At 59.7% G+C, this 21,786-nt stretch carries 18 protein-coding genes; 6 read left to right on the top strand and 12 right to left on the bottom strand.

The features are described 5' to 3' along the window. Window positions 1–123: 123 nt before the first annotated feature. The 3 genes from LG31_RS0103270 to hpt all read right to left on the bottom strand — a co-directional run bounded on the left by LG31_RS0103270 (window position 124) and on the right by hpt (window position 2,450). Entirely contained in the window at window positions 124–897 is a 774-nt protein-coding gene (locus LG31_RS0103270; RefSeq protein WP_033113075.1) for an ABC transporter permease, read from the bottom strand. Next, window positions 894–1,811 (bottom strand): ABC transporter ATP-binding protein, encoded by a 918-nt coding sequence (locus LG31_RS0103275; protein WP_033113076.1) that lies wholly within the window; start codon window positions 1,809–1,811, stop codon window positions 894–896. The genes LG31_RS0103270 and LG31_RS0103275 overlap by 4 nt, the downstream gene beginning before the upstream one ends. 108 nt (window positions 1,812–1,919) lie before the next feature. Next, window positions 1,920–2,450, bottom strand: coding sequence for a hypoxanthine phosphoribosyltransferase (hpt, locus tag LG31_RS0103280; protein WP_005343302.1), 531 nt, complete (start codon window positions 2,448–2,450; stop codon window positions 1,920–1,922). 201 nt (window positions 2,451–2,651) lie between these two features. Between hpt and LG31_RS0103285 the strand changes: the two genes are divergently transcribed. Then, a complete protein-coding gene (locus LG31_RS0103285) occupies window positions 2,652–3,266 on the top strand; it encodes a TetR/AcrR family transcriptional regulator (RefSeq protein ID WP_033113077.1) in 615 nt (204 codons plus the stop codon). 66 nt (window positions 3,267–3,332) lie between these two features. Here LG31_RS0103285 and LG31_RS0103290 read toward each other — a convergent pair whose 3' ends face one another. Both LG31_RS0103290 and mpl read right to left on the bottom strand, forming a co-directional pair. Then, a complete protein-coding gene (locus tag LG31_RS0103290) occupies window positions 3,333–3,944 on the bottom strand; it encodes a flavin prenyltransferase UbiX (RefSeq protein ID WP_033113078.1) in 612 nt (203 codons plus the stop codon). Continuing rightward, window positions 3,941–5,311, bottom strand: a complete 1,371-nt coding sequence (gene mpl / locus LG31_RS0103295) for a UDP-N-acetylmuramate:L-alanyl-gamma-D-glutamyl-meso-diaminopimelate ligase (RefSeq protein ID WP_033113079.1) — start codon at window positions 5,309–5,311, stop codon at window positions 3,941–3,943. Before mpl ends, LG31_RS0103290 begins: the two co-directional genes overlap by 4 nt. Window positions 5,312–5,507: 196 nt before the next feature. Between mpl and LG31_RS0103300 the strand changes: the two genes are divergently transcribed. Then, entirely contained in the window at window positions 5,508–6,209 is a 702-nt protein-coding gene (locus tag LG31_RS0103300; protein ID WP_033113080.1) for a phosphatase PAP2 family protein, read from the top strand. Window positions 6,210–6,272: 63 nt separating this feature from the next. Here LG31_RS0103300 and galE read toward each other — a convergent pair whose 3' ends face one another. From galE to barA, 7 genes are all read right to left on the bottom strand, one after another. Next, window positions 6,273–7,289 carry a UDP-glucose 4-epimerase GalE gene (gene galE, locus LG31_RS0103305; protein ID WP_033113081.1) on the bottom strand — a complete coding sequence of 339 codons (1,017 nt, stop codon included), beginning with the start codon at window positions 7,287–7,289 and terminating at the stop codon, window positions 6,273–6,275. Window positions 7,290–7,374: 85 nt separating this feature from the next. Then, window positions 7,375–8,382 carry an FAD-binding oxidoreductase gene (locus LG31_RS0103310; protein ID WP_033113082.1) on the bottom strand — a complete coding sequence of 336 codons (1,008 nt, stop codon included), beginning with the start codon at window positions 8,380–8,382 and terminating at the stop codon, window positions 7,375–7,377. A 103-nt stretch (window positions 8,383–8,485) separates the two neighbouring features. Continuing rightward, window positions 8,486–10,135 (bottom strand): hydroxylamine reductase, encoded by a 1,650-nt coding sequence (hcp, locus tag LG31_RS0103315; RefSeq protein WP_033113083.1) that lies wholly within the window; start codon window positions 10,133–10,135, stop codon window positions 8,486–8,488. A gap of 205 nt (window positions 10,136–10,340) precedes the next feature. After that, complete coding sequence (locus tag LG31_RS0103320) at window positions 10,341–10,808, bottom strand: Dps family protein (protein ID WP_033113084.1); 468 nt, start codon at window positions 10,806–10,808, stop codon at window positions 10,341–10,343. A gap of 152 nt (window positions 10,809–10,960) precedes the next feature. Next, window positions 10,961–11,842: an N-acetylmuramoyl-L-alanine amidase gene (locus tag LG31_RS0103325; protein WP_033113085.1), complete on the bottom strand. Its 882-nt coding sequence runs from the start codon at window positions 11,840–11,842 to the stop codon at window positions 10,961–10,963. Window positions 11,843–11,872: 30 nt separating this feature from the next. Continuing rightward, entirely contained in the window at window positions 11,873–12,352 is a 480-nt protein-coding gene (locus LG31_RS0103330; protein WP_033113086.1) for a YehS family protein, read from the bottom strand. A gap of 96 nt (window positions 12,353–12,448) precedes the next feature. After that, entirely contained in the window at window positions 12,449–15,160 is a 2,712-nt protein-coding gene (gene barA / locus LG31_RS0103335) for a two-component sensor histidine kinase BarA (RefSeq protein ID WP_033113087.1), read from the bottom strand. 76 nt (window positions 15,161–15,236) lie between these two features. On the opposite strand from barA, the gene rlmD reads away from it, so the two are divergent. The 4 genes from rlmD (at window position 15,237) to pyrG (ending at window position 21,739) form a co-directional block, all read left to right on the top strand. Beyond that, window positions 15,237–16,559: a 23S rRNA (uracil(1939)-C(5))-methyltransferase RlmD gene (rlmD, locus tag LG31_RS0103340; protein ID WP_033113088.1), complete on the top strand. Its 1,323-nt coding sequence runs from the start codon at window positions 15,237–15,239 to the stop codon at window positions 16,557–16,559. 211 nt (window positions 16,560–16,770) lie between these two features. Continuing rightward, entirely contained in the window at window positions 16,771–18,984 is a 2,214-nt protein-coding gene (gene relA / locus LG31_RS0103345; RefSeq protein WP_033113089.1) for a GTP diphosphokinase, read from the top strand. A 178-nt stretch (window positions 18,985–19,162) separates the two neighbouring features. Further along, a complete protein-coding gene (mazG, locus tag LG31_RS0103350; protein ID WP_033113090.1) occupies window positions 19,163–19,960 on the top strand; it encodes a nucleoside triphosphate pyrophosphohydrolase in 798 nt (265 codons plus the stop codon). 141 nt (window positions 19,961–20,101) lie between these two features. Next, window positions 20,102–21,739: a glutamine hydrolyzing CTP synthase gene (pyrG, locus tag LG31_RS0103355; protein WP_033113091.1), complete on the top strand. Its 1,638-nt coding sequence runs from the start codon at window positions 20,102–20,104 to the stop codon at window positions 21,737–21,739. Window positions 21,740–21,786: the final 47 nt, after the last annotated feature.

Raw genomic sequence — 21,786 nt, forward strand, 5'->3', positions numbered from 1 at the left:
GGTGGATCACAAGGTGTCAGGTAAATCCTTAATAACAGGCAGGTTATTGCGAAGGGGGCTAGCTGGTTGAAGGGGCTACTGGGGGAATAAAAAACGGGCACCGCGAGGTGCCCGTTTTGGCCATCAGTGGCGCAGGCCGGTGCCGCGCGAAATAAGCCACCAGGCCAGACCGTAGAGGGCCACGATGAAGCCGATGATGATGAGGTAGGCGGTGCCGAGCGGCACGTCGGAGATACCGAGGAAGCCGTAACGGAACGCGTTCACCATGTAGATGATGGGGTTCACCTGGGAGACGCCCTGCCAGAAGGGGGGCAGCAGGCTGATGGAGTAGAACACTCCGCCCAGATAGGTGAGCGGCGTCAGCACGAAGGTTGGGATGATGCTGATGTCGTCGAAGGTCTTGGCAAACACCGCGTTGATGAGGCCGCCCAGCGAGAAGAGGATGGCGGTCAGCAGCACGGTCACGCAGACGCTGAACAGATGGTGGATCTGCAGCGGCACGAAGAAGAGCGACACCAGGGTGACGATAAGGCCGACGCAGAGGCCGCGCGCCACACCACCACCCACGTAGCCGGCGATGATGACGTAGTTGGGCACCGGCGCCACCAGCAGCTCCTCCACGTTGCGCTGGAACTTGGCGCTGAAGAAGGAGGAGGCGACGTTGGAGTAGGAGTTGGTGATCACCGACATCATGATGAGGCCGGGTACGATGAACTCCATGTAGGTGAAGCCGCCCATGTCACCGATACGCGAACCGATCAGGTTGCCGAAGATGACGAAGTAGAGGCTCATGGTGATGGCGGGCGGCACCAGGGTCTGGATCCAGATCCGGGTAAAGCGGCTCACCTCTTTGGCCAAGATGCTCTTGAAGGCGATGTAGTAAGTGGTCAGGTTCATGCTTTTCTCCCCTCTTCGACCAGGGTGACAAACAGCTCTTCCAGCCGGTTGGCCTTGTTGCGCATGCTCAGCACCTGCACCTGCTGGTTTGACAGTTGTTCGAACAGGCTGTTGAGGGACTGGCTCTTGTCGAGATCCACCTCGAGGGTGCGCTCATCCGACATGCGGCCGTTGAACTCGGGCACGTTTGGTACGGCAGAACCTGGCGCCAGATCGAGCAGGAAGGTCTCGCGACCCAGCTTGCCCAGCAGGTTTTTCATGCTGGTGTTCTCGATCAGGCGACCCTTGTCGATGATGCCGATGTTGCGGCACAGCATCTCCGCCTCTTCCAGATAGTGAGTGGTGAGGATGATGGTGACGCCCTGCTCGTTGAGATCCTTGAGGAAACTCCACATGGAGCGACGGATTTCGATATCCACCCCGGCGGTCGGCTCATCGAGGATCAGCAGCTTGGGCTCGTGCATCAGGGCGCGGGCGATCATCAGGCGGCGCTTCATGCCGCCGGAGAGGGTGCGGGCCGGCATGTCGCGCTTCTCCCACAAATCGAGCTGGCGCAGGTACTTCTCGGCGCGAATTTTGGCTTCCGCCTTGGGCACGCCGTAGAAGCCGGCCTGATGGGTGACAATCTGGATCACCTTCTCGAACTGGCTGAAGTTGAACTCCTGCGGCACCAGCCCTAGCTGGGCCTTGGCCTCTTCCAGATGGGTGTCGATGTCGTAGCCGAATACCTTCACCTTGCCGCCACTCTTGTTCACCAGCGAGCTGATGACGCCGATGGTGGTGGACTTGCCCGCTCCGTTGGGGCCGAGCAGGGCGAAGAAATCCCCCTGCTTGACGGTGAGATCGATGCCTTTCAGGGCTTCGACGCCCCCCTGATAGGTCTTTTTCAGGCCGCTTATTTCCAGTGCGTTCATTGCAACCTCTAACTGGCTGAACCCGTCTTGATACAGAAAAGGCGGCCGAGGCCGCCTGAGACAGAAAATGGCGCAGCGCCACCTTGTTCGGTATGTTTTTTAACCTTTTTACTCTTGCGGTACCACTTTGCCGATGAAGGGCAGGTTGCGGTACTTCTGTGCGTAGTCGATGCCGCAGCCGACCACGAATTCATCCGGAATAGCAAAGCCGACCCAGTCAACCGGCACCTGCACTTCGCGGCGGGAGGGTTTGTCCAGCAGGGTACAGATGGCGAGGGATTTCGGCTCGCGCAGGGAGAGGATCTCTCGCACCTTGTTGAGGGTGTAGCCGGTGTCGATGATGTCTTCGACGATCACCACATCCTTACCCTTGATGTCGTCATCCAGGTCTTTGAGGATACGCACGTCACGGGTGCTGTGCATGCCGGAGCCATAGCTGGAGGCGGTCATAAAATCCAGGGTGATGGGCAGCTGGCACTGACGGCAGAGGTCAGCCAGGAAGACGCAGGAGCCGCGCAGCAGACCGATCATTACGACTTCGTCGGAACCCTGGTAGCGGGCGGTGATCTCTTCACCCAATTTGGCGATCCGGGCGGCGACTTCAGCCTCGGAGATCATCACCTCGACAGTGTGTTTCATCACTTACTCCCATATGGCCAAAGGGAAACTGGCCGTTCATGAACATCAAAATCGATGATTCTACCACCCGTGTCGAGAGGCGCCAGATATACGTGGTGCTTTTATCGGCTTATTTTAATTGATAGAGTTAGCAGGCACTCAGGCATGATTAGTTACAATACTATAAACACCATAATCAATAACTATTAGATGATAAAAACTATGGAACCACGCGCAGAAATAAGACGTCGTACCCGGTTGTCGCCGGAGGCTCGTCGCAATCAACTGATGGAATGTGCCATCGAAGTGTTCTCCCGCCGCGGTATCGGTCGTGCTGGTCACGCCGAAATTGCCGAGCAGGCCAAGGTCTCTGTTGCCACCGTCTTCAACTATTTCAACACTCGCGAGGAGTTGGTAGATGAGGTATTGGCCGAGATCGAACGCTTCGTGAATCAGATGTTGTCGCAGGCATACAGCGGCAATGGTTCAATCTTCGACAAGATCAAGCGCCATGTGAGCTTGTCTGTCGATGCGGCCTACGACCAGCCCGATTACGCAGGTATCTGGCTGGAGTGGAGTTCCTCGGTTCGGGAAGAGGTATGGCCTCGCTATACCCGGCTGCTCGATCAGTGCCTTGAGCTGATCGCCAGCGAGCTGCAAACCGCCATGGATGCAGGGGAGATCACCAGCGTGCTGTCGGCACAGGATCTGGCCCGCTCTCTGACCGGTTTTGGCTATGTGATGATGCAGATGATCAATCAACCTCAGCGCCCGGCGCGCGAAGAGGTGACTGATTTCCTGTTCAAGTACGTGACGGCACCTATTCAGGCTTGCTGATACGGCTTAACGAAAAAAAGCGCCCCTCATCGAGGGGCGCTTTTTTATCCGGTTTGTCTGGTCAGCTCAGCTGTGGCCATAGCCCCAGCGGCTGGTCAGCTCATGCTCGACACCCAGATGATCGAGGATCCGCGCCACCATAAAGTCCACCAGATCCGCGATGCTTTTCGGCTCATGATAGAAACCCGGCGCGGCGGGCATGATGGTCACGCCAAGACGAGCCAATTTCAGCATATTCTCCAGATGGATCGCCGAGAAGGGGCTCTCGCGGGGCACCAGAATAAGCTGGCCGCGCTCCTTGATCACCACATCCGCCGCCCGCTCCAGCAGGTTGTCGGAGGTGCCGTTGGCAATGGCCGAGATGGTGCCCATGGAGCAGGGGCAGACCACCATTTGCTTGGGGGCCGCCGAGCCGGAGGCGACCGGCGAGAACCACTCCTCCTTGCCGCAGGCCACTATCTGACCCTCTTTGGCGCCATATTGGCGACAGAGATAGGCAGAGAGCTCTTTCGGCGAGCCGGGCCACTCCTGCTGCTGCTCAGTCTTGAGTACCACTCGTGCCGCCGAGGAGGCAAGCAGGTAGACCCGATAGTCCGCCTGCACCAGACACTCCAGCAGGCGTAGGGCGTAGGGGGCGCCGGAGGCACCGGTCAGCGCCAGGGTGATCGCTTTGTTCATAGTTCGCCGTGGTAATCCTTGAGGCGGGCGATCAGCTTGTCATGAATGCCGCCGAAGCCGCCGTTGCTCATGATCAGAATATGGTCGCCATCGCGGCTCTCGGCCACCAGCCGGTTGATCAGGGTCTCCAGATCGTTGAACACCTTGGCGGGTCGGGTCATATGAGCCGTTACCTCGCCGAGATCCCAGCCAATGTTGGGCGGCTGGAAGAAGAACACCTCGTCGGCACCGTCGAAGCAGCCTGCCAGCTCCTCCTTATGGACACCCAGCTTCATGGTGTTGGAGCGTGGCTCCAGCACCGCCAGAATGCGGGCCTTGCCCACTTTAGCACGCAGACCGCCAAGGGTGGTTTCGATGGCGGTGGGGTGGTGGGCAAAGTCGTCATAGACGCTGATGCCGGCCACCTTACCCTTTAGCTCCATCCGCCGCTTGGGGGATTTGAACTGACAGAGGGCTGCGATGCCGTGCTCCACCATCACGCCAGCATGGCGGGCGGCGGCGATGGCCATCAGACCGTTGTTGACGTTGTGCTCGCCGATGCACTCCCAGTGCACCTCGCCCTGCTTCTGCCCATCCAGCCACACCTCGAAGGCGGAGCCGTCATCGGCCAGTTTGACCGCTTTCCACTTGGCGTCGTCCTGACCCACCAGCTCCACTTCGCTCCAGCAGCCCATCTTGCGTACCGCGGTGAGGTTGTGATCTGCTTGTGGGAACAGCACCCGGCCGTTGCTCGGTACGGTACGCATCAGGTGGTGGAACTGGCGCTGAATGGCGGCAAGATCCGGGAAGATATCCGCGTGGTCGAACTCCAGATTGTTCATCACCAGAGTGCGCGGGTGGTAGTGAACGAACTTGGAGCGCTTGTCGAAGAAGGCGCAGTCATACTCGTCTGCTTCGATGACGAAGAAGGGGGCTGAGCCGAGACGGGCCGAGACCGGGAAGTTGCCCGGCACGCCGCCAATAAGGAAACCGGGCTCCAGCTTGGCGTACTCCAGCACCCAGGCCAGCATGCTGGCGGTGGTGGTTTTGCCGTGGGTGCCGGCAACGGCCAGCACCCAGCGATCTTGCAGCACGTGTTCCAGCAGCCACTGGGGGCCGGAGATGTAGGGCAGATTGCGATCCAGCACATATTCAACACAGGGGTTACCCCGGCTCATGGCGTTGCCAATCACCACCAGATCCGGCGCCGGATCAAGCTGGGAAGGGTCATAGCCTTCGGTCAGTTCGATGCCCTGTTGCTCGAGCTGGGTGCTCATGGGGGGATAGACGTTGGCGTCTGAACCGGTCACCCGGTAACCAAGCTGTTTTGCCAACACCGCCAGACCACCCATAAAGGTGCCGCAGATCCCGAGAATGTGAATATGCATACCGCTTCCTTTCGCAGTAAAGGGAAGTGCGCATTCTAGCAAGGTAACAGAAATTTGGCAGACCCAAGGGGGAGGCTGGCAGGAATTAAGTTGGTGCGGATGGGGCTTGATTTCAGATGAAAGCGCTTTAAAATGCCTCGTTTTTGTGACGGCGATAACATATTTTCGGCCGTTACCCTTTCCGAGGAGAGTCTGCATGGGCAAGTTTCTGCTTTGCTATCTGGTCGGTGGTCTGGTGGCCATCAGTTGGGCTGCGCTGCCGGCTCATGGACCCTGGGATCAATGGGATCTCGCGATTTTTCACACCGTCAACGGCTGGCTGGGCGATTCAGCCCGCTGGGCAGATCTGGTGGCCATCACCAACAACCGGCTGTTCGATCTGGTAGTGCTGGGCTGCATGGGACTGATCCTGGCCCGCAGCTTTTTTGCCCGTGATATGGCGGGTCGTCGTCAGCTGGTGGCGATGGGCATTGTCATGTTGCTGAGCGCACTGGTGATTAACCAGCTTGGCCACCAGTTGCCGGTTGAGCGGCCCAGCCCGACTCTGATGGTGAGCGACGCCCTGCGAGTCACCCATATCAGCGAGATCCCGACCAAGGACTCTTCCGGTGACAGCTTCCCCGGGGATCACGCCCTGTTCCTGATGATCTTTGCCGGCTTTGCTCTGCGCTACCTGCCGCGCTGGGCGGGGGTTACTGCGCTGCTGATGGTACCGCTTTTTTCCGCCCCCCGGATTTTCTCCGGCGCTCACTGGTTCACCGATGTCTATGTCGGCGCGTTGGGGTTGGCGACCCTCTGCCTGCCTTGGGTGCTGCTGACGCCGCTGGCGGATCGCCTGATTGCGCGAATCGTTCCCTATCTGGCCCCTCTGCCGCTGCTGCGCAGCCAGAGCAACTGAATTCTCTGCGGCAAAAATAACAACGCCCCGGCATGCCGGGGCGTTTTGCTATCTGACCATGGATCAGCCGGCCTGATAGCCGTTGGGGTTCTGGCTTTGCCAGCGCCAGGTATCGATCATCATCTGCTCCAGACCACGCTCTGCCTGCCAGCCCAACTCGGCACGGGCCTTGTGCGGCTCGGCCCAGCATTCGGCGATGTCGCCGGGGCGACGGGGCTTGATCTGGTAGGGAATGGAGCGACCGCTGGCTGCTTCAAACGCCTTGATCATCTCCAGCACCGAGTAACCCTGACCGGTACCCAGGTTATAGGTAAAGACGCCGGTATCCGATTCGATGCGGGCCAGCGCTTTGAGGTGACCGATGGCCAGATCCACCACGTGGATGTAATCGCGTACTCCGGTACCGTCCGGCGTCGGGTAGTCGTTGCCAAACACCCCCAGCTCCTTGAGCTTGCCCACGCCTACCTGACTGATATAGGGCAGCAGGTTGTTGGGAATGCCGTTGGGATCTTCGCCAATCAGGCCGCTTTCGTGGGCGCCGACCGGGTTGAAGTAGCGCAGCAGCACGATGGCCCAGCGGGGATCGGATTTGGCGAGATCGCGCAGGATCTCCTCCACCATCAGCTTGGAGCGGCCATAAGGGTTGGTGGCGCTAGTGGGGAAATCTTCCCGCAGTGGCACCGAGGCGGGATCGCCATAGACGGTGGCCGAGGAGCTGAATACCAGCCGGAACACGCCGGCCCTGGCCATTTCCTCGCACAGCACCAGAGTGCCGGTGATGTTGTTCTGGTAGTAGGTGAGCGGGATTTGGCTCGACTCACCGACCGCCTTGAGTCCGGCGAAATGGATCACTGACTCGATCTTGTAGGCGGCAAACAGCTGCTGCAGACAGGCTCTGTCCAGCACATCCCCTTCGACGAAGATGACCGGCTTGCCGGTGATCTGCTCGACCCGTTTGAGAGACTCGGGGGAGGAGTTGGAGAGGTTGTCCAGCACCACGACCTGCTGCCCGACATTCAAGAGTTCAACCAGGGTATGGGAGCCGATATAGCCGGCGCCCCCTGTAACCAGAATTGTCATTTTTTATCCCGTCTTCGACTGAAACTGGGGCTGAGTCTACCTGCTCGGCCCACTCGGGAAAAGTACGGGATGCCAGGAACGCGCCTCAATAGTCGACGCTGACATCTCCGCTGGCGGTGCAGGAACAGGCCAGTGCCACTCCACTCTCGAGATCCTGCGCACTCAGGGTCATCACGCTCTGGCGCTCGATATCGCCTTCCGTGGTGCAGCGGCAGGCACCGCATACCCCGGCGCGGCAGGCGGCCACTATGGTCTCGCCCGCTGCTTCCAGCGCCGCCAGCAGGGTTTGACCCGGCAGGATCTTCACCTTCTTGCCGCTCTTTTTCAGGGTTAGCCAGAAGTGGTCGCTGCTGGTTGCAACTGGCACCGTACTCGATGTGACTGCAGGCAGACCGAACGACTCCTGGTGCAACTGATCTGCTGGCAACCCCAGCTCCGCCAGCATGCGGCAGACCGCCGCCATGTAAGGCGCGGGCCCGCACAGATAGACGTGGCGAGCGAGCAGGTCAGGTACCAATTCCCTCAACATGTCCGCTGTGAGTCGGCCCACCCAGGGGTGAGCCGTTGGTGTCTCTTCCAAGATCAGGGCATGGCGCGCACCAGCATGGGCCGTGGCCAGCGCAGCCAAGTCGTCTGCGAAGATCACATCCTCCGGCGAGCGGGCGCTGTGAATAAAGCGGATATCGGCGTCCGGCCGTGTGGCCAGCTTGTCCCGCAGCATGGCCCACATGGGGGTGATGCCGGAGCCGGCGCTCAACAGCAGCGGCCGCTCGCAGGGCAAGGCAGTCAGATTGAAATCACCGAAGGGGCCATCCACCCGGATCTCGTCCCCCACTTGCAGGGTCTGGTGCAGATGGTGGGAGACCAGCCCGACATCCTTGATGGTGACCTGCCAGCAGGCATCCTGCGGGCTGGAGGAGAGGGTATAGGCACGGCAGTGGGGCTTGCCGTCAATCTCGGTATGCAGCGTCATACACTGGCCAGCCAGCACGGCTGGCAAGGTTCCCGCCACTGGGTAAAATTGCCAACTCGCCACGTCGTGGGTATCTGCCCGGCGACCGATGCAGCGCAGGGTCAAAGAGGTGGAGGTCATCGCAAGGCTCCTCTTGCTCGGAAATGGCTTTGAAAAAAGGCGAGCTCAATGGCTCGCCAAAGGCTTACAACATGCTGAGCGTGTAAGGCGGATATGGCGCCGATCAGGCCGCCAGGATCTCGGCCAAGTCAGCCTCCGCCGTGGTGGTCCCTTTCAGGCCAAACTGCTCCTCCAGCACCTTGAGCAGGGCCGGGGTGAGGAAGGCGGGGGCGGTCGGGCCAGTACGGATGTCCTTCACCCCGAGGGAGAGCAGGGTGAGCAGAATGACGATGGCTTTCTGCTCGAACCAGGAGAGCACCAGCGTCAGCGGCAGATCGTTGACCCCGCACTCGAACGCCTCGGAGAGCGCCAGCGCCAGCTGAATGGCCGAGTAGGCATCGTTGCACTGACCCACGTCCAGCAGGCGCGGAATGCCGCCGATGTCGCCAAAGTCGAGCTTGTTGAACTTGTACTTGCCGCAGCCCAGCGTGAGCAGCAGGCTGTCGCGCGGCGCTGCCTTGGCAAACTCGGTGAAGTAGGCGCGCTCTGCCTTGTCGCCGTCACAGCCACCCACTAGGAAGAAGTGGCTGATCTCCCCGGCTTTGACCTTCTCGATCACCGCGGGTGCGGCCTGCATCAGGGCGTTGCGGGCAAAGCCGATGGTGATGAAGTGCTCGAGCTCGGTGTGTTTGAAGCCATCAAGTGCCAGAGCCTTGGCGATCACGGCGGAGAAATCATCCCCTTCCAGGTGGGTCACGCCCGGCCAGCCGACGATGGAGCGGGTGAAGATGCGGTCACTGTAGTTGCCCACGTTCGGGTCGATGATGCAGTTGGAGGTCATCACCACGGCGCCCGGGAAGTTGGCAAACTCCTTCTGCTGGTTTTGCCAGGCGGAGCCGTAGTTGCCCACCAGATGGGGGTACTGCTTGAAGAAGGGGTAGGCCAGCGCGGGCAGCATCTCGCCGTGGGTGTAGACATGGATGCCGGTCCCCTTGGTCTGCTCCAGAATGAGCTTGAGATCCATCATGTCGTGGCCGGAGACCAGAATGCACTTGCCGGGAATTGGCGTGACCCTGACCCGGGTCGGTTCCGGGTGGCCGAAGGCGCTGGTTTCACCCAGATCCAGCATCTCCATGATTTTGAAGTTGAGCTGACCGATCTCCATGGCGCAGCTGAACAGCCGGCCCATTTCGCTCGGGTCTGTGCTGAGCCAGCTCATGATGCGGTGGAATTCGGCAGCCACCTCATCGCTCTGCTGAGCTAGCACCCGGGCGTGCTCCATGTAGGCAGCGGCGCCCTTGAGGCCGTAGAGGCAGAGCAGGCGCAGCCCCATGATGTCCTCGTTCACCTCATTCTTGCCCCGATTGGGGGCGGCTGGCGCGGCATGAGCGAGTTGTTCCAGCAGCTCGGCACCGGGCTCAAAGTAAGCGGACTGTGGTAAATCGTTCACCTGCACCGCCATCCCGGCCAGACGATCGGCCAGCTGCTGGCGATAGGCGAGGGCCTGATTGACGTACGCCACGATACGGGCGGAGTCGAAGTTGACGTTGGTGAGGGTGGCGAAGAAGGCCTTGGGGACGAAGGCGTCGATCTCGCGGTCGATGATGCCCTGCTCGCGGGCAGCCAGCGCCCAGGCGCTGAGCCCCTGCAGGGTATAGATCAGCACATCCTGCAGATCCGAGGTTTCCGCCGTCTTGCCGCACATACCTTGTGCGTAGGCACAGCCGTTGCCAGCCGGGGTACGAATTGTCTGTTCACATTGCACACAAAACATCATGCCTCTCCTAATTGGACATTTCAGTTGTCTGTTTTGTGGCGATTCTATTCCCCTCGCGAAAAACTTAATAGGCATTCAATTTGCCAATTAAGTTTCCCTTGATGCAGATCAAAAACAAAAAAGCCGCCCAAACAGGGCGGCAACCGGGTGGATAAAAGGAGAGACAACTCGGGTTTGCAACAAAGCTCACTTCAACAATGGGTCAGGCCAGGTAGGCGCGCAGCATCCAGACCAGTTTCTCCTGCTGCTGCACGTAGTCGGAGAGGATGGACGCAGTCCCTTCATCACCAGCATCGGCGGCCTGAGCCAGAATGCGGCGCTGAGCCACCAGCAGTTCACGGAAGCTCCCCAGCAGGGATTCGACACAGGCACGACCGTCGTGCAGCCCTTTCTGTTCGGGAATGGCGGAGACCTTGATGTAGTCGCTGAAGCTGTGCAGCGGCACGCTATCCAGGGTCAGGATGCGTTCTGCCAGAGCATCGACTTTCAGAAGCAGGTCGTTGTAGATCTCTTCGAACTTCAGGTGCAGCTCGAAGAACTGGTTGCCGCGAATGTTCCAGTGGAAGCCACGGACGTTCATGTAGAGGATCTGGTAGCTGGCCAGCAACTTGTTCAGCTCGGCAGCCAGAGCTTGTGATTGAGCGGTATCAAGACCAATCGGGCTTTTCATCATTCACCTCCAGATAAGGAAATCGGGTTTGACAATCTGTCTTGGAACGAACTCAGATTAACCCCTTGTTATTTGAAGGGATAATCGCTCGTACCTAACAGTTTGATAGCGAGTGGCTATCAAAGCGGGGAGGGAAATGGTCAAAAGGCGGGTTAGCCTGGGTACTTCTCGAGCAGGGCCATCAGGATGGCCTGACACTCGCTATCCGGTTCGCTATCGACTTTGCTGGCGCGAAAGTGGAGCTGGAAGGCACGCATAACGGCGCGGCTTTGCTCGTCCCACTGGCCGCTCTGTGACAGGCCATAACCGTAGCGAGCAAGCTGCTGCTGCCACATGGTGAGACTCCATTCGGGCAGAGGGCTGGCAAGCAGCTCTGCCACCCGGCTTTCATCTGGCCAGGCGCCGACGCCGTACTCCTGATAGAGCTGACGCCAGGGGAAGTGGGGGCCGGGATCCTGCTTACGTTCGGGGGCGACGTCGCTGTGAGCCAGCACCTGGGTCGGCGGGATCCGGTAACGGTCGACCAGCTTGCGGCTGAGTGCGCCGACGGCGGCAATCTGCGCTTTGGTATAGGGCTGCCAGTGCCGTTGGTGAGGTGGCAGCCGCTCATCTTCCGGCGGATAGCCGAGGTTGACGATCTCGATGCCGAGCGAGCTGGCATTGAGCCCGGCATATTGGTGCCAGCGGCTACGGCCGGCATGCCAGGCACGCTGGCTATCCGGCACCAGCTGATAGACCGGGAGCGGTGTGTCACGGCTGTCACGAGGGATCAGGTAGTGGGCGCTCACCTTGTGCTCGGGCTCTGTAAGTAGACGCAGGGAGTGGGCGTCATCCTCATCGGTGTAGTGCAGGATAAGAAAGGCGATGCGCTCGTTCTGATTGGCGCTCTGATAGCGAGTGGAGAGCTGGTAGCTCTGCTGGTTGCAGCCTTGCAGCAGGGTGCCAAGCAGCGCACCGAGAAGCAGCGATGCGGCGATGCGCCATCCCCCGACTGCTCGCAGTGCGGACAGTTTAGTGGAGAGGCGCTTCGTCATGGCTGCTGGCCTGCCGGTTGAGCGGTGCAGTTAGTTGCGGTATTTGGCGGTGAGGCCGAGCAGGAAGTTGCGCAGGATCTGATCCCCGCAATCCTGATAGTGCTTGTGATCCTTGGCGCGGAACAGGGCGCTGAGCTCGGACTTGGAGAGGTTGAAATCGGCGAGCTTGAGCGTGCCGAGCATGTCCTCTTCCTTGAAGTTGAGGGCGATGCGCAGCTTGCGCAGGATCAGGTTGTTGTTGATCCGGTTTGGCACCACCTGGGGTGGCGCATCTTCCCGCACACCGCGGCGAGTGACGATGAGACCGTCGAGGAACTGGCTCAGGGCGGAGTCGGGACAGGCGGCATAGCCCGCTTCCTGTACTTCTCCCTCTTCGGCCTCTTTCATCAGCCAGCCGTGCAGTTGGGCATGGTCGATGGCCAGATTGCCCTTGGCAAACATCTCGACCATCTCGTCGTTACTGATGGTGAGGGCGTAGCGCAGGCGGCGCAGAATATCGTTGTTGGTCATGCTGACTCCTGTTTAAACGGCGCAACTTTACCATCTGTCGGCCCCCGCGTCAGAAAAAGCGGGGGAACGATATCCCCGGGCACGTACCAGTCTGGCTTAGCTCAGGTAACGTGGCGCCTCCTGGCGCACCAGCTCAAGGGCATCCTGCAGCTCCAGCAGCTCGGGCTCCAGCTCACTGACCGGCACGCCGTCGCGCAGCTGTTGCTCCAGCTGTGACAGCAGCCGCTGCAGACCGGGCACCCCCGAGTAGGCGCAGCCGCCGTTGAGACGGTGGAGCTGGGCCAGCACTTCACTGTCGTCGATGGCGCCAGCAAGGGCGGCATCCAGCACAGGTTCCACCTCGTCGAAGCTCGCCAGCAGCATGGTCAGCATCTCTCTGGCCAGATCCTCCTTGCCGGCCGCCTGACGCACCGCCATCGCCCAGTCGATCTGCTGATCGCCAACGATCTGGTGACGGCGATGGGCAAAATCGGTGATGAGTCTGGCCAGCATGCTCTCGTCGATGGGCTTGGCCAGATAGTCATCCATCCCTTGCCGGATCAGGCGCTCCCGCTCGCCGGGAATGGCGTGAGCAGTCACCGCCACGATCGGTGTTTCGGTATTGAGGGACTGGCTGCGGATCGCCTGGGTGGCGCTGATGCCATCCATGATCGGCATCTGGATATCCATGAAGATGATGTCGAACGGCTGGCTCTGAGCCTGTTTGACCGCCTCCTTGCCGTTCTTGCAGAGCACGACCTGAGTCACCATCTCCCTGAGCATGGCGGCGATCAGCTTGAGGTTGGCAGCGTTGTCATCCACCGCCAGTACCTTGATCGGCTGCAGCTGGCGAGCAGATTGCTGGGCCGGCAGCTGCTGGCGGCTCGCCTCCGGCGTGAGCAGTGCGTGCAGCAGCTTGCGATGGTTGAGCGGCTTGGAGAGACAGTGCTGGGCACCGTGAGCCAGCATCGCCTCGTAGAGCGCCGGTTCATGGCTGCTGAGCAGTACTATGGTGTTCTGCTGCTGGCCATTCAGGCTGTCGAGTCGGCTGATCACCTGTTGCGGAGTATGCAGGGTGCTGCTGCCAATGAGCACAATGTCCTGTTCACTCATCTCTGGCCAGGGGGCGTCGTTTGTCAGCAGTTGCACATCGAGCTGCCACTCGGCCAGCAGCGCCAGCAGTGCGGCGCGAGCAAAGGGATCTGGCTCCAGCAGCCAGAGCCGTTTGTTGCGGATGCGATCCAGCGGCAGCTGATCGGTCTGCGGCAGGGGAGAGACCTCCAGATCCAGGCTGAAAGAGAAGATAGAGCCCTTGTCCAGCTCCGACTCGAAGCGGATCTGGCCGCCCATCTGCTGCACCAGCTTCTGGGTGATGACCAGACCCAGTCCGGTGCCGCCATAACGGCGCGAGATGGAGGAGTCGGCCTGATTGAAAGCCTGGAACAGCTGGCGCTGCTGCTCTTCCGAGATGCCGATGCCGGTATCCCGGATCCGGACGTTGAGCTTCACCTTGTGGTTGCCGCTGCCGAGCTGCTCGATATGAACATCCACGTTGCCGCGCTCGGTGAACTTGATGGCGTTGCCGGTGAGGTTGGTCAGCACCTGCTGCAGACGCATGGGATCACCGGTGAGGGTATCGGGGACATCCGCATCGACCCGCAAAGAGAGCTCCAGCTGCTTGTCGTGGGCGCTGGGGCCGAGCAGGTGCATGGTCTCGTTGAGGGTGTCGCGTAGGCTGAAGGGAATATGCTCCAGCTGCAGTTTGCCCGCCTCCAGTTTGGAGAAGTCGAGGATGTCGTTGATGATGCCAAGGAGATTGCGCGCCGACTTCTCGATGGTCTGCATGTAGTCGGTCTGGCTCGGCGTGAGGCTGGTTTTGAGCAGCTGACGGGTAAAACCGATGACGCCGTTGAGCGGAGTGCGCAGCTCGTGAGACATGTTGGCGAGGAACTCCGATTTGACCCTTGCCGCCTCCTGCGCCCGCTTCTTGGCCATGTCGAGCTCGACGTTCTGGATCTCGATCTGCTCCAGCGTCTCGCGCAAATCCGAGGTGGCCTGATCGATATTCTGCTGCATCTCCTCGTGATATTCGGAGAGTGCCTTGGCCATGGCATTGATGCCGTTTTTCAGCATGTCCAGCTCGCCGGTCAGCTCGCCGCTGACCCGGGTATCGAGCCGCCCTTCCCGGATCTTGTGCACCGCCTGCACCATGTTGGTGATGGGCTGGGTCACGCTCTTGACCAGTCGGAAGCCAAACAGGGTACTGACGGCGACCCCGATCAGCACCATGATGATGGCGAAGAAGGTATCGCGGTAGTGGAGCAGCATGGCACGATCCGTGGTCATCTGCATCGAGATGTAACCGATCATCGGCGGCTCCACATCGCTGGGCAGCGGGAAGCCATCCATGGTGGTTTCGGCCTGGATCGGGGTGCGCAATATGATGTCGTCACCGTAGAGGGTGATGCTGGTCAGCTCCGGAATCGGCTCGCCATCGGGCAACTGCAGCCGGGTGAAGTCCCTGTGATAGTTGGACGTCACGAATAGCTGGTTGTCCTGAGTGAAGACGGCGATGGACTTGATGAGCGGCGAGTTCTTGCGATGGGTCAGACCAATCAGGCGCTTGAGGGATTCGCGGCTGTGCTGGGTCATACCATATTCACTGGCGATGGCCAGTGGCTCTATGATGTTGATCCCTTGATCGATCAGGTTGTTTTCCAGCTGCTGGTAGCGATGGAAGGTGAAGTAGCCGGCCATCAGGCCACCGATGATCAAGGTGGGTAATATGGTAAATGCCAGCACCCGCGCCCGAAGGCCGTATTTGGTCATACTATTATTCTTGTGGGACAATAGCCTGCTGCAGATTCCACAATCATGACATAGCCACCTATAGGCACCAAGTTTTATGGCCCAGTTTTTCAAGCCCCAAAAGAAATCCACCCAGCCCCAACGCATTGAATTTACGGTAGACACCCTCGATCACCACTGTGTCGGGATCGGTCGTCATCAAGGCAAGGCGATCTTTGTTGAAGGGGCGCTGCCCGGCGAGACCATCAAGGCCCGCATCACCGAAGACAAAAAGCAGTATGGCCATGCCGCCCTGCAACAGGTGCTGACACCAGCCGCCAACCGCATTGCCCCCTTCTGCAGCCACTACCGCGAGTGCGGTGGTTGCAGCGCCCAGCATATGTCGGTGGCGGATCAGCAGGCAGCCAAGGCGGCCGGGCTGGTCAATCTGTTCGAGCGTCTCGGCAATATCAGTGCACCGGCACTGGAGCCGGTGCTGACTGGCGAGGAGCGTGCCTATCGCCGGGTCTGCCGGCTGGCCATCAAATTCGACAAGAATGGTCGCTGTACCCGGGTCGGTTTTCGTCGCCGCAACAGCAACGATCTGGTGGAGATCGAAGGGTGCCCGGTGCTGGCCGAACCGCTCTCTGCAGTGATTGCACCGCTGCGCGAGTGCCTCAATCGCTTGAAGAGCCAGCGCGAGCTGGGTCATGCCGAACTGATTCAGGCGGAGCAGGGGATCATGATGCTGCTCCGTCATACCGGTCGTCCCAACGAGACGGATCGGGCGCAGCTGGTGGAGTTTGCAACCGAGCAGGGTATCGACCTCTATCTGCTGGCGGCTGACGACAAGATAGTGCCGCTGCATCAGCAGTTCGAACCCTCTTACTCGCTGGATGGCCTGTCTCTTGCATTTGCTCCGGGTGACTTTATTCAGGTCAACGGCCCCGTCAACCAGCAGATGGTCGATCAGGCGCTTTCATGGCTTGGGGCGAGCAAGGATGACAAGGTGCTCGATCTCTTCTGCGGTATCGGCAACTTCACCCTGCCGCTGGCCCGTCAGGCCCGCGAAGTGGTGGGGGTGGAAGGTGAGCTGGCCATGGTGGCGCGCGCCGAAGAGAACGCCCGTCGCAACGGCATCAGCAATGCCCGTTTCTACAAGGCGGACTTGAGCGGCGATATCGTCGGCATGTCCTGGGCGCGGGAAGGGTTCGATCTGGTGCTGCTGGATCCGGCTCGTCCCGGTGCGCTGGAGGTGATGGAGCTCGTAGTGAAACTTTCACCCAAGCGGGTGGTCTACGTCTCCTGTAATCCGGTGACGCTGGCCCGCGATAGCCAGGTGCTGGTGAAGGGCGGTTATCGACTGGTACGGTTGGGCATGCTCGACATGTTCCCCCACACCGGTCATCTGGAGTCCATGGCTCTCTTCGAGCGGGGCTAGCGAGTGCTCATCAGCAACCTGAACTGAAGCTGTTTGAGCAGACGTGATTGGGGTAACCTAGCCCCTCGTAATTCGGCTGGGCCTGCCGGAGAGACCTATTGTCTTTTTTGACAATATGCCTTGAAACCCTCTCCGGAAATCCCCATTTGAGGCGATCTCACAAGGGGTGAAAGTGACTACTTTCGGCCAAACACTTTAAAGGATTGATACCATGGTTGCGGTTCGCGATATTCATTTGAAAGACAACTTCACCCTGGAGGAGTGGGTCAGCTCGCTCACCCTGAGTGACAGTGACAAGGAGCAGTTGCGAACCGTCTACCAGTATTGCCTGACGCTCGGCGACGAGGCCCTCACCAGCAAGCTGCTGGTGCGCGGCATCGAGATGGTGGGCATCCTGCTGATGCTCAGCATGGATCTCGGTACTCTCAAGGCCGCCATCATCTACCCCTTTGTCGAAGCCGGTCTCATCAGCCAGGAGCGGATGGACGAGGACTTCGGGCCTAAGATCGCCAAGCTGGTGGAAGGGGTGCTGGAGATGGAGGCCATCCGCTCCCTGCAGACCCTCCATCGCAGCGAAACCTCGCCGGAGCAGGTCGACAATGTGCGCCGCATGCTGCTCGCCATGGTCGAGGATGTGCGTGCCGTGGTCATCAAGCTGGCCGAGCGGATCGCCTGCCTGCGGGAAGCGAAAAAGGCGGATGAAGAGACCCGGGTGCTGATGGCCCAGGAGATCACCAACATCTATGCGCCGCTGGCCAACCGTCTTGGCATCGGTCAGCTCAAGTGGGAGCTTGAAGATCTCGCCTTCCGCTACCTGCACCCGGAAACCTACAAGCAGATCGCCAAACAGCTGGATGAGAAGCGGCTCGATCGGGAGCGCTACATTCAGGAGTTTGTGCGCTCCCTGCGCGATGCGCTGAAAGAGGCGGGAGTCGAGGCCGAGGTCTATGGCCGACCGAAACACATCTACAGCATCTGGCGCAAGATGCAGAAGAAGCATCTCGAATTCAACGAACTGTTCGACGTGCGCGCGGTGCGGGTGGTAACCAAGCGGCTGCAGGATTGCTATGCGGCGCTCGGCATCGTTCACACCCACTTCCACCACATTCCCCGCGAGTTTGACGACTACGTCGCCAACCCCAAACCCAACGGCTACCAGTCGATCCACACCGTAGTGGTGGGGCCGGAGGGCAAGACGGTCGAGATCCAGATCCGTACCGACCAGATGCATCAGGATGCCGAGCTCGGTGTCGCTGCCCACTGGCGCTACAAGGAGGGTCCGCAGGCTGGCGGCAAGGCCAACACCTTCGAAGACAAGATCGAGTGGCTGCGCAAGCTGCTCGCCTGGCAGGAGGATCTCTCCGAGAGCGGCTCGCTGCTGGAAGACCTGCGCAGTCAGGTGTTCGAGGACAGGGTCTATGTCTTCACCCCGAAAGGGGATGTCATCGACTTGCCGGCGGGCGCCACCCCGCTCGACTTCGCCTATCACGTCCACAGCATGATCGGCCACCGCTGCATCGGCGCCAAGATTGATGGCCGCATCGTGCCGTTCACCTATGCACTGCAGACCGGCGATCAGGTGGAAGTGATCACCCAGAAGGAGCCGAACCCGAGCCGCGACTGGATGAACCCCAACGCCGGCTTCCTGCGCTCCAGTCGGGCGCGGGCCAAGGTGGCGACCTGGTTCAGAAAGCTGGATCGGGACAAGAATATCGTGGCCGGTCGCGAGCTGTTCGAGAAGGAGCTGGATCGCCACAACCTCAGCATGTCCAAGATCGACAAGGGCAACATGCTGCGCCGCTTCAATCTGGAGAGCACCGACGATCTGCTGGCTGGTATCGGCAGCGGCGATATCCGCATCAACCAGGTGCTCAACTATCTCGACACCTGCTACAACAAGCCGACGGCGGAAGAGGAAGATCGTCGCCTGCTGGAGAGGCTGGAGCAGAAGGCCAATGCGCCGATGCGCCACAAGCCCAAGGATCACATCGTCGTGGAAGGGGTCGGCAACCTGATGACCCATATCGCCCGCTGCTGTCAGCCGATCCCGGGCGATGCCATCCAGGGCTTCATCACCATGGGGCGCGGCGTCTCCATTCACCGTGAAGATTGCGAGCAGTTGAAAGAGCTCTCCCGTCGCAACCCCGAGCGGCTGATCGATGCGGTGTGGGGCGAGAACTACTCCGGCGGCTATGGCCTCACCATCCGGATCATCTCCAACGATCGCTCCGGCCTGCTGCGTGATATCACCACCGTGCTGGCCAACGAGAAGATCAATGTGATGGGGGTGCGCTCACGCTCCAACGTGCGTGAGCAGACCGCCGAGATCGACATGGAGCTGGAGATCTACAACATCAACGCCTTCAACCGGGCGTTGGCCAAGCTCAGCCAGCTCAACGACGTGATCAGCGCCAAGCGGCTTTGATAGCGAACCGACCGGCCCCAGTGGCCGGTCTGTATTTGCGACCCTTTTTGAACGAATCGAAAGCGAATATCCCATGTCCCCACGTTATGACCTCTCCCAACTGCTCGACATGAGATTGCTCGACTGCGCGGCTTGATGTCGTTTCCTCCCCATTTAACGAATCGAAAGTGAGTAGCCCATGTCTCAACGTTACGATCTGCCCCAACTGCTCGACATCATGGCTCGCCTGCGCGATCCGCAAAACGGCTGCCCCTGGGATCTGAAACAGAACTTCCAGACCATAGTGCCGCACACCCTGGAAGAGGCCTACGAAGTGGCCGATGCCATCGAGACCGAAGATTGGCAGGGGCTGAAAGGGGAGCTGGGTGACCTGTTATTTCAGGTGGTGTTTTACGCCCAACTGGGTAAAGAGCGTGGTCTGTTCGACTTCGCCGACATCGTCGATACGGTGAGCGAGAAGCTCATTCGCCGTCACCCCCATGTTTTCTCGGATGCCGACCTTGCCAACGAGCAGGCGGTAAAAGCGAACTGGGAAGCAGAAAAGGCCAGGGAGCGGGCGGCGCTCGACAAGGAGAGCGTGCTGGACGATATCCCCCTCTCGCTGCCGGCCCTGACCCGTGCCGCCAAGATCCAGAAACGCTGCGCTACCGTCGGTTTTGACTGGAAGACGCTGGGGCCGGTGGTGGACAAGATCCACGAGGAGATCGACGAGGTGATGGAAGAGGTGCTGATGGTCGATGTGGACGAGGCGCGGGTGAGCGACGAGCTCGGCGATCTGCTGTTTGCCACCGTCAATCTGGTGCGCCATCTGGGCAAGGATCCCGAACAGGTACTGCGGGGCGCCAACGCCAAGTTCGAGCGTCGCTTTCGTCAGGTTGAGCAGATAATCGCCGCAGAAGGGCTGAAAATGAGCGATTGCACCCTCGAAAAGCTTGATGCAGCCTGGGACAAGGCGAAGGAAACCGAGCAAAGTTGATTTGGCGCAAGATGGGGCGGCAAGGAGCCTGATAGATTTTTGCTCATTGTTTGGGAGAGGGGTTTTTGGTATACTGTTTCCCCGTCCTGCTTCATCCCCGAAGCACCCCTTAAAATTCCCTAAACTTCTTTCAGGTTCAGCATGACGACCAAATATATTTTTGTTACTGGTGGCGTTGTTTCATCCCTCGGCAAAGGCATTGCCGCAGCTTCTCTGGCAGCCATTCTGGAAGCCCGTGGTCTGGATGTGACCATCATGAAACTGGACCCCTACATCAACGTGGATCCGGGCACCATGAGCCCGACCCAGCATGGTGAAGTGTTCGTAACCGAGGACGGGGCCGAAACCGATCTGGATTTGGGTCACTACGAGCGTTTCATCCGCACCAAGATGACCCGTCGCAACAACTTTACCACCGGCCGTATCTACGCCGACGTACTGCGTAAAGAGCGTCGTGGTGACTATCTGGGCGCCACCATTCAGGTTATCCCGCACATCACCAACGCCATCAAAGAGCGGGTGATTGCCGGTGCCGAAGGCCATCAGGTTGCCATCGTCGAAGTGGGCGGTACCGTAGGTGACATCGAGTCCCTGCCGTTCCTCGAAGCCATTCGTCAGCTGGCTGCCGAAGTGGGCCGCAACAATGCCATGTTCATGCACCTGACTCTGGTTCCTTACCTGGCTGCTGCCGGTGAAGTGAAGACCAAGCCGACCCAGCACTCCGTCAAAGAGCTGCTCTCCATCGGTATCCAGCCGGATGTGCTGATCTGCCGCTCCGACCGTGCCATTCCGGCCAACGAGCGCGCCAAAATTGCCCTGTTCTGCAACGTGCCTGAGCGCGCCGTCATCTCCATGAAAGACGTCGACTCCATCTACAAGATCCCGGCACTGCTGAAATCCCAGAACTTGGACTCCTACTTCACCGAGCGTTTCGGTCTGGAGTGCAAGGAAGCCGATCTCTCCGAGTGGGAACAGGTTATCTACGAAGAGGCCAACCCGACTGGTGAAGTGACCATCGGTATGGTCGGCAAGTACGTCTCCCTGCCGGACGCTTACAAGTCCGTCAACGAGGCGCTCAAGCACGGTGGTCTCAAGACCCGTCACTCCGTCAACATCAAGTACATCGACTCTCAGGATATCGAGACCCGTGGCTCCGAGCTGCTGGAAGGTCTGGACGCAATCCTGGTGCCGGGTGGCTTCGGTGAGCGCGGCGTGGAAGGCAAAATCCTGGCTGCCCAGTATGCCCGCGAGAACAAGATCCCCTACCTGGGTATCTGCCTCGGCATGCAGGTTGCCATGATCGAATTCGCTCGCAACGTGGCGGGCATGGAAGGGGCTCACTCCTCCGAATTCAAGAAAGATTGCGCGTACCCGGTCGTCGGCCTCATCACCGAGTGGGTGGATGAAGAGGGCAACATCGAGACCCGTACCGAGAAGTCCGATCTGGGCGGTACCATGCGTCTGGGTTCCCAGCTCTGCCATCTGGTCGAAGATTCCAAGGTGCGTCAGATGTACGGCAGCCCGACCATTTACGAGCGTCACCGCCACCGTTATGAAGTCAACAACAAGCTGCTGCCGCAGATCGAGGCAGCCGGCCTGAAAGTGACCGGTCTCTCCGCTGACAAGAAGTTGGTGGAAATCATCGAGATCCCGGATCACCCCTGGTTCGTGGCCGCGCAGTTCCACCCGGAGTTCACCTCAACTCCTCGTGATGGCCACGCCCTGTTCGCCGGTTTTGTGAAGGCGGCAGGCGAGTATCAGAAGCGTAATTTGAAGTAATTGAAAATAAATGCGGTTGGGGCACTGTGCCACAGCCGCTTTTTTTG

It is taken from the genome of Aeromonas lacus, assembly GCF_000764665.1.
Classification (GTDB): Bacteria; Pseudomonadota; Gammaproteobacteria; order Enterobacterales; family Aeromonadaceae; genus Aeromonas; species Aeromonas lacus.

Coding starts and splice junctions, on each gene's coding strand:
- LG31_RS0103320 (WP_033113084.1), bottom strand. CDS start 10,808: ATGAAAAGCCCGATTGGTCTTGATACCGCTCAATCACAAGCTCTGGCT.
- galE (WP_033113081.1), bottom strand. CDS start 7,289: ATGACAATTCTGGTTACAGGGGGCGCCGGCTATATCGGCTCCCATACC.
- hcp (WP_033113083.1), bottom strand. CDS start 10,135: ATGTTTTGTGTGCAATGTGAACAGACAATTCGTACCCCGGCTGGCAAC.
- LG31_RS0103325 (WP_033113085.1), bottom strand. CDS start 11,842: ATGACGAAGCGCCTCTCCACTAAACTGTCCGCACTGCGAGCAGTCGGG.
- hpt (WP_005343302.1), bottom strand. CDS start 2,450: ATGAAACACACTGTCGAGGTGATGATCTCCGAGGCTGAAGTCGCCGCC.
- LG31_RS0103275 (WP_033113076.1), bottom strand. CDS start 1,811: ATGAACGCACTGGAAATAAGCGGCCTGAAAAAGACCTATCAGGGGGGC.
- mpl (WP_033113079.1), bottom strand. CDS start 5,311: ATGCATATTCACATTCTCGGGATCTGCGGCACCTTTATGGGTGGTCTG.
- mazG (WP_033113090.1), top strand. CDS start 19,163: ATGTCTCAACGTTACGATCTGCCCCAACTGCTCGACATCATGGCTCGC.
- rlmD (WP_033113088.1), top strand. CDS start 15,237: ATGGCCCAGTTTTTCAAGCCCCAAAAGAAATCCACCCAGCCCCAACGC.
- pyrG (WP_033113091.1), top strand. CDS start 20,102: ATGACGACCAAATATATTTTTGTTACTGGTGGCGTTGTTTCATCCCTC.
- LG31_RS0103310 (WP_033113082.1), bottom strand. CDS start 8,382: ATGACCTCCACCTCTTTGACCCTGCGCTGCATCGGTCGCCGGGCAGAT.
- LG31_RS0103300 (WP_033113080.1), top strand. CDS start 5,508: ATGGGCAAGTTTCTGCTTTGCTATCTGGTCGGTGGTCTGGTGGCCATC.
- LG31_RS0103330 (WP_033113086.1), bottom strand. CDS start 12,352: ATGACCAACAACGATATTCTGCGCCGCCTGCGCTACGCCCTCACCATC.
- barA (WP_033113087.1), bottom strand. CDS start 15,160: ATGACCAAATACGGCCTTCGGGCGCGGGTGCTGGCATTTACCATATTA.
- relA (WP_033113089.1), top strand. CDS start 16,771: ATGGTTGCGGTTCGCGATATTCATTTGAAAGACAACTTCACCCTGGAG.
- LG31_RS0103270 (WP_033113075.1), bottom strand. CDS start 897: ATGAACCTGACCACTTACTACATCGCCTTCAAGAGCATCTTGGCCAAA.
- LG31_RS0103290 (WP_033113078.1), bottom strand. CDS start 3,944: ATGAACAAAGCGATCACCCTGGCGCTGACCGGTGCCTCCGGCGCCCCC.
- LG31_RS0103285 (WP_033113077.1), top strand. CDS start 2,652: ATGGAACCACGCGCAGAAATAAGACGTCGTACCCGGTTGTCGCCGGAG.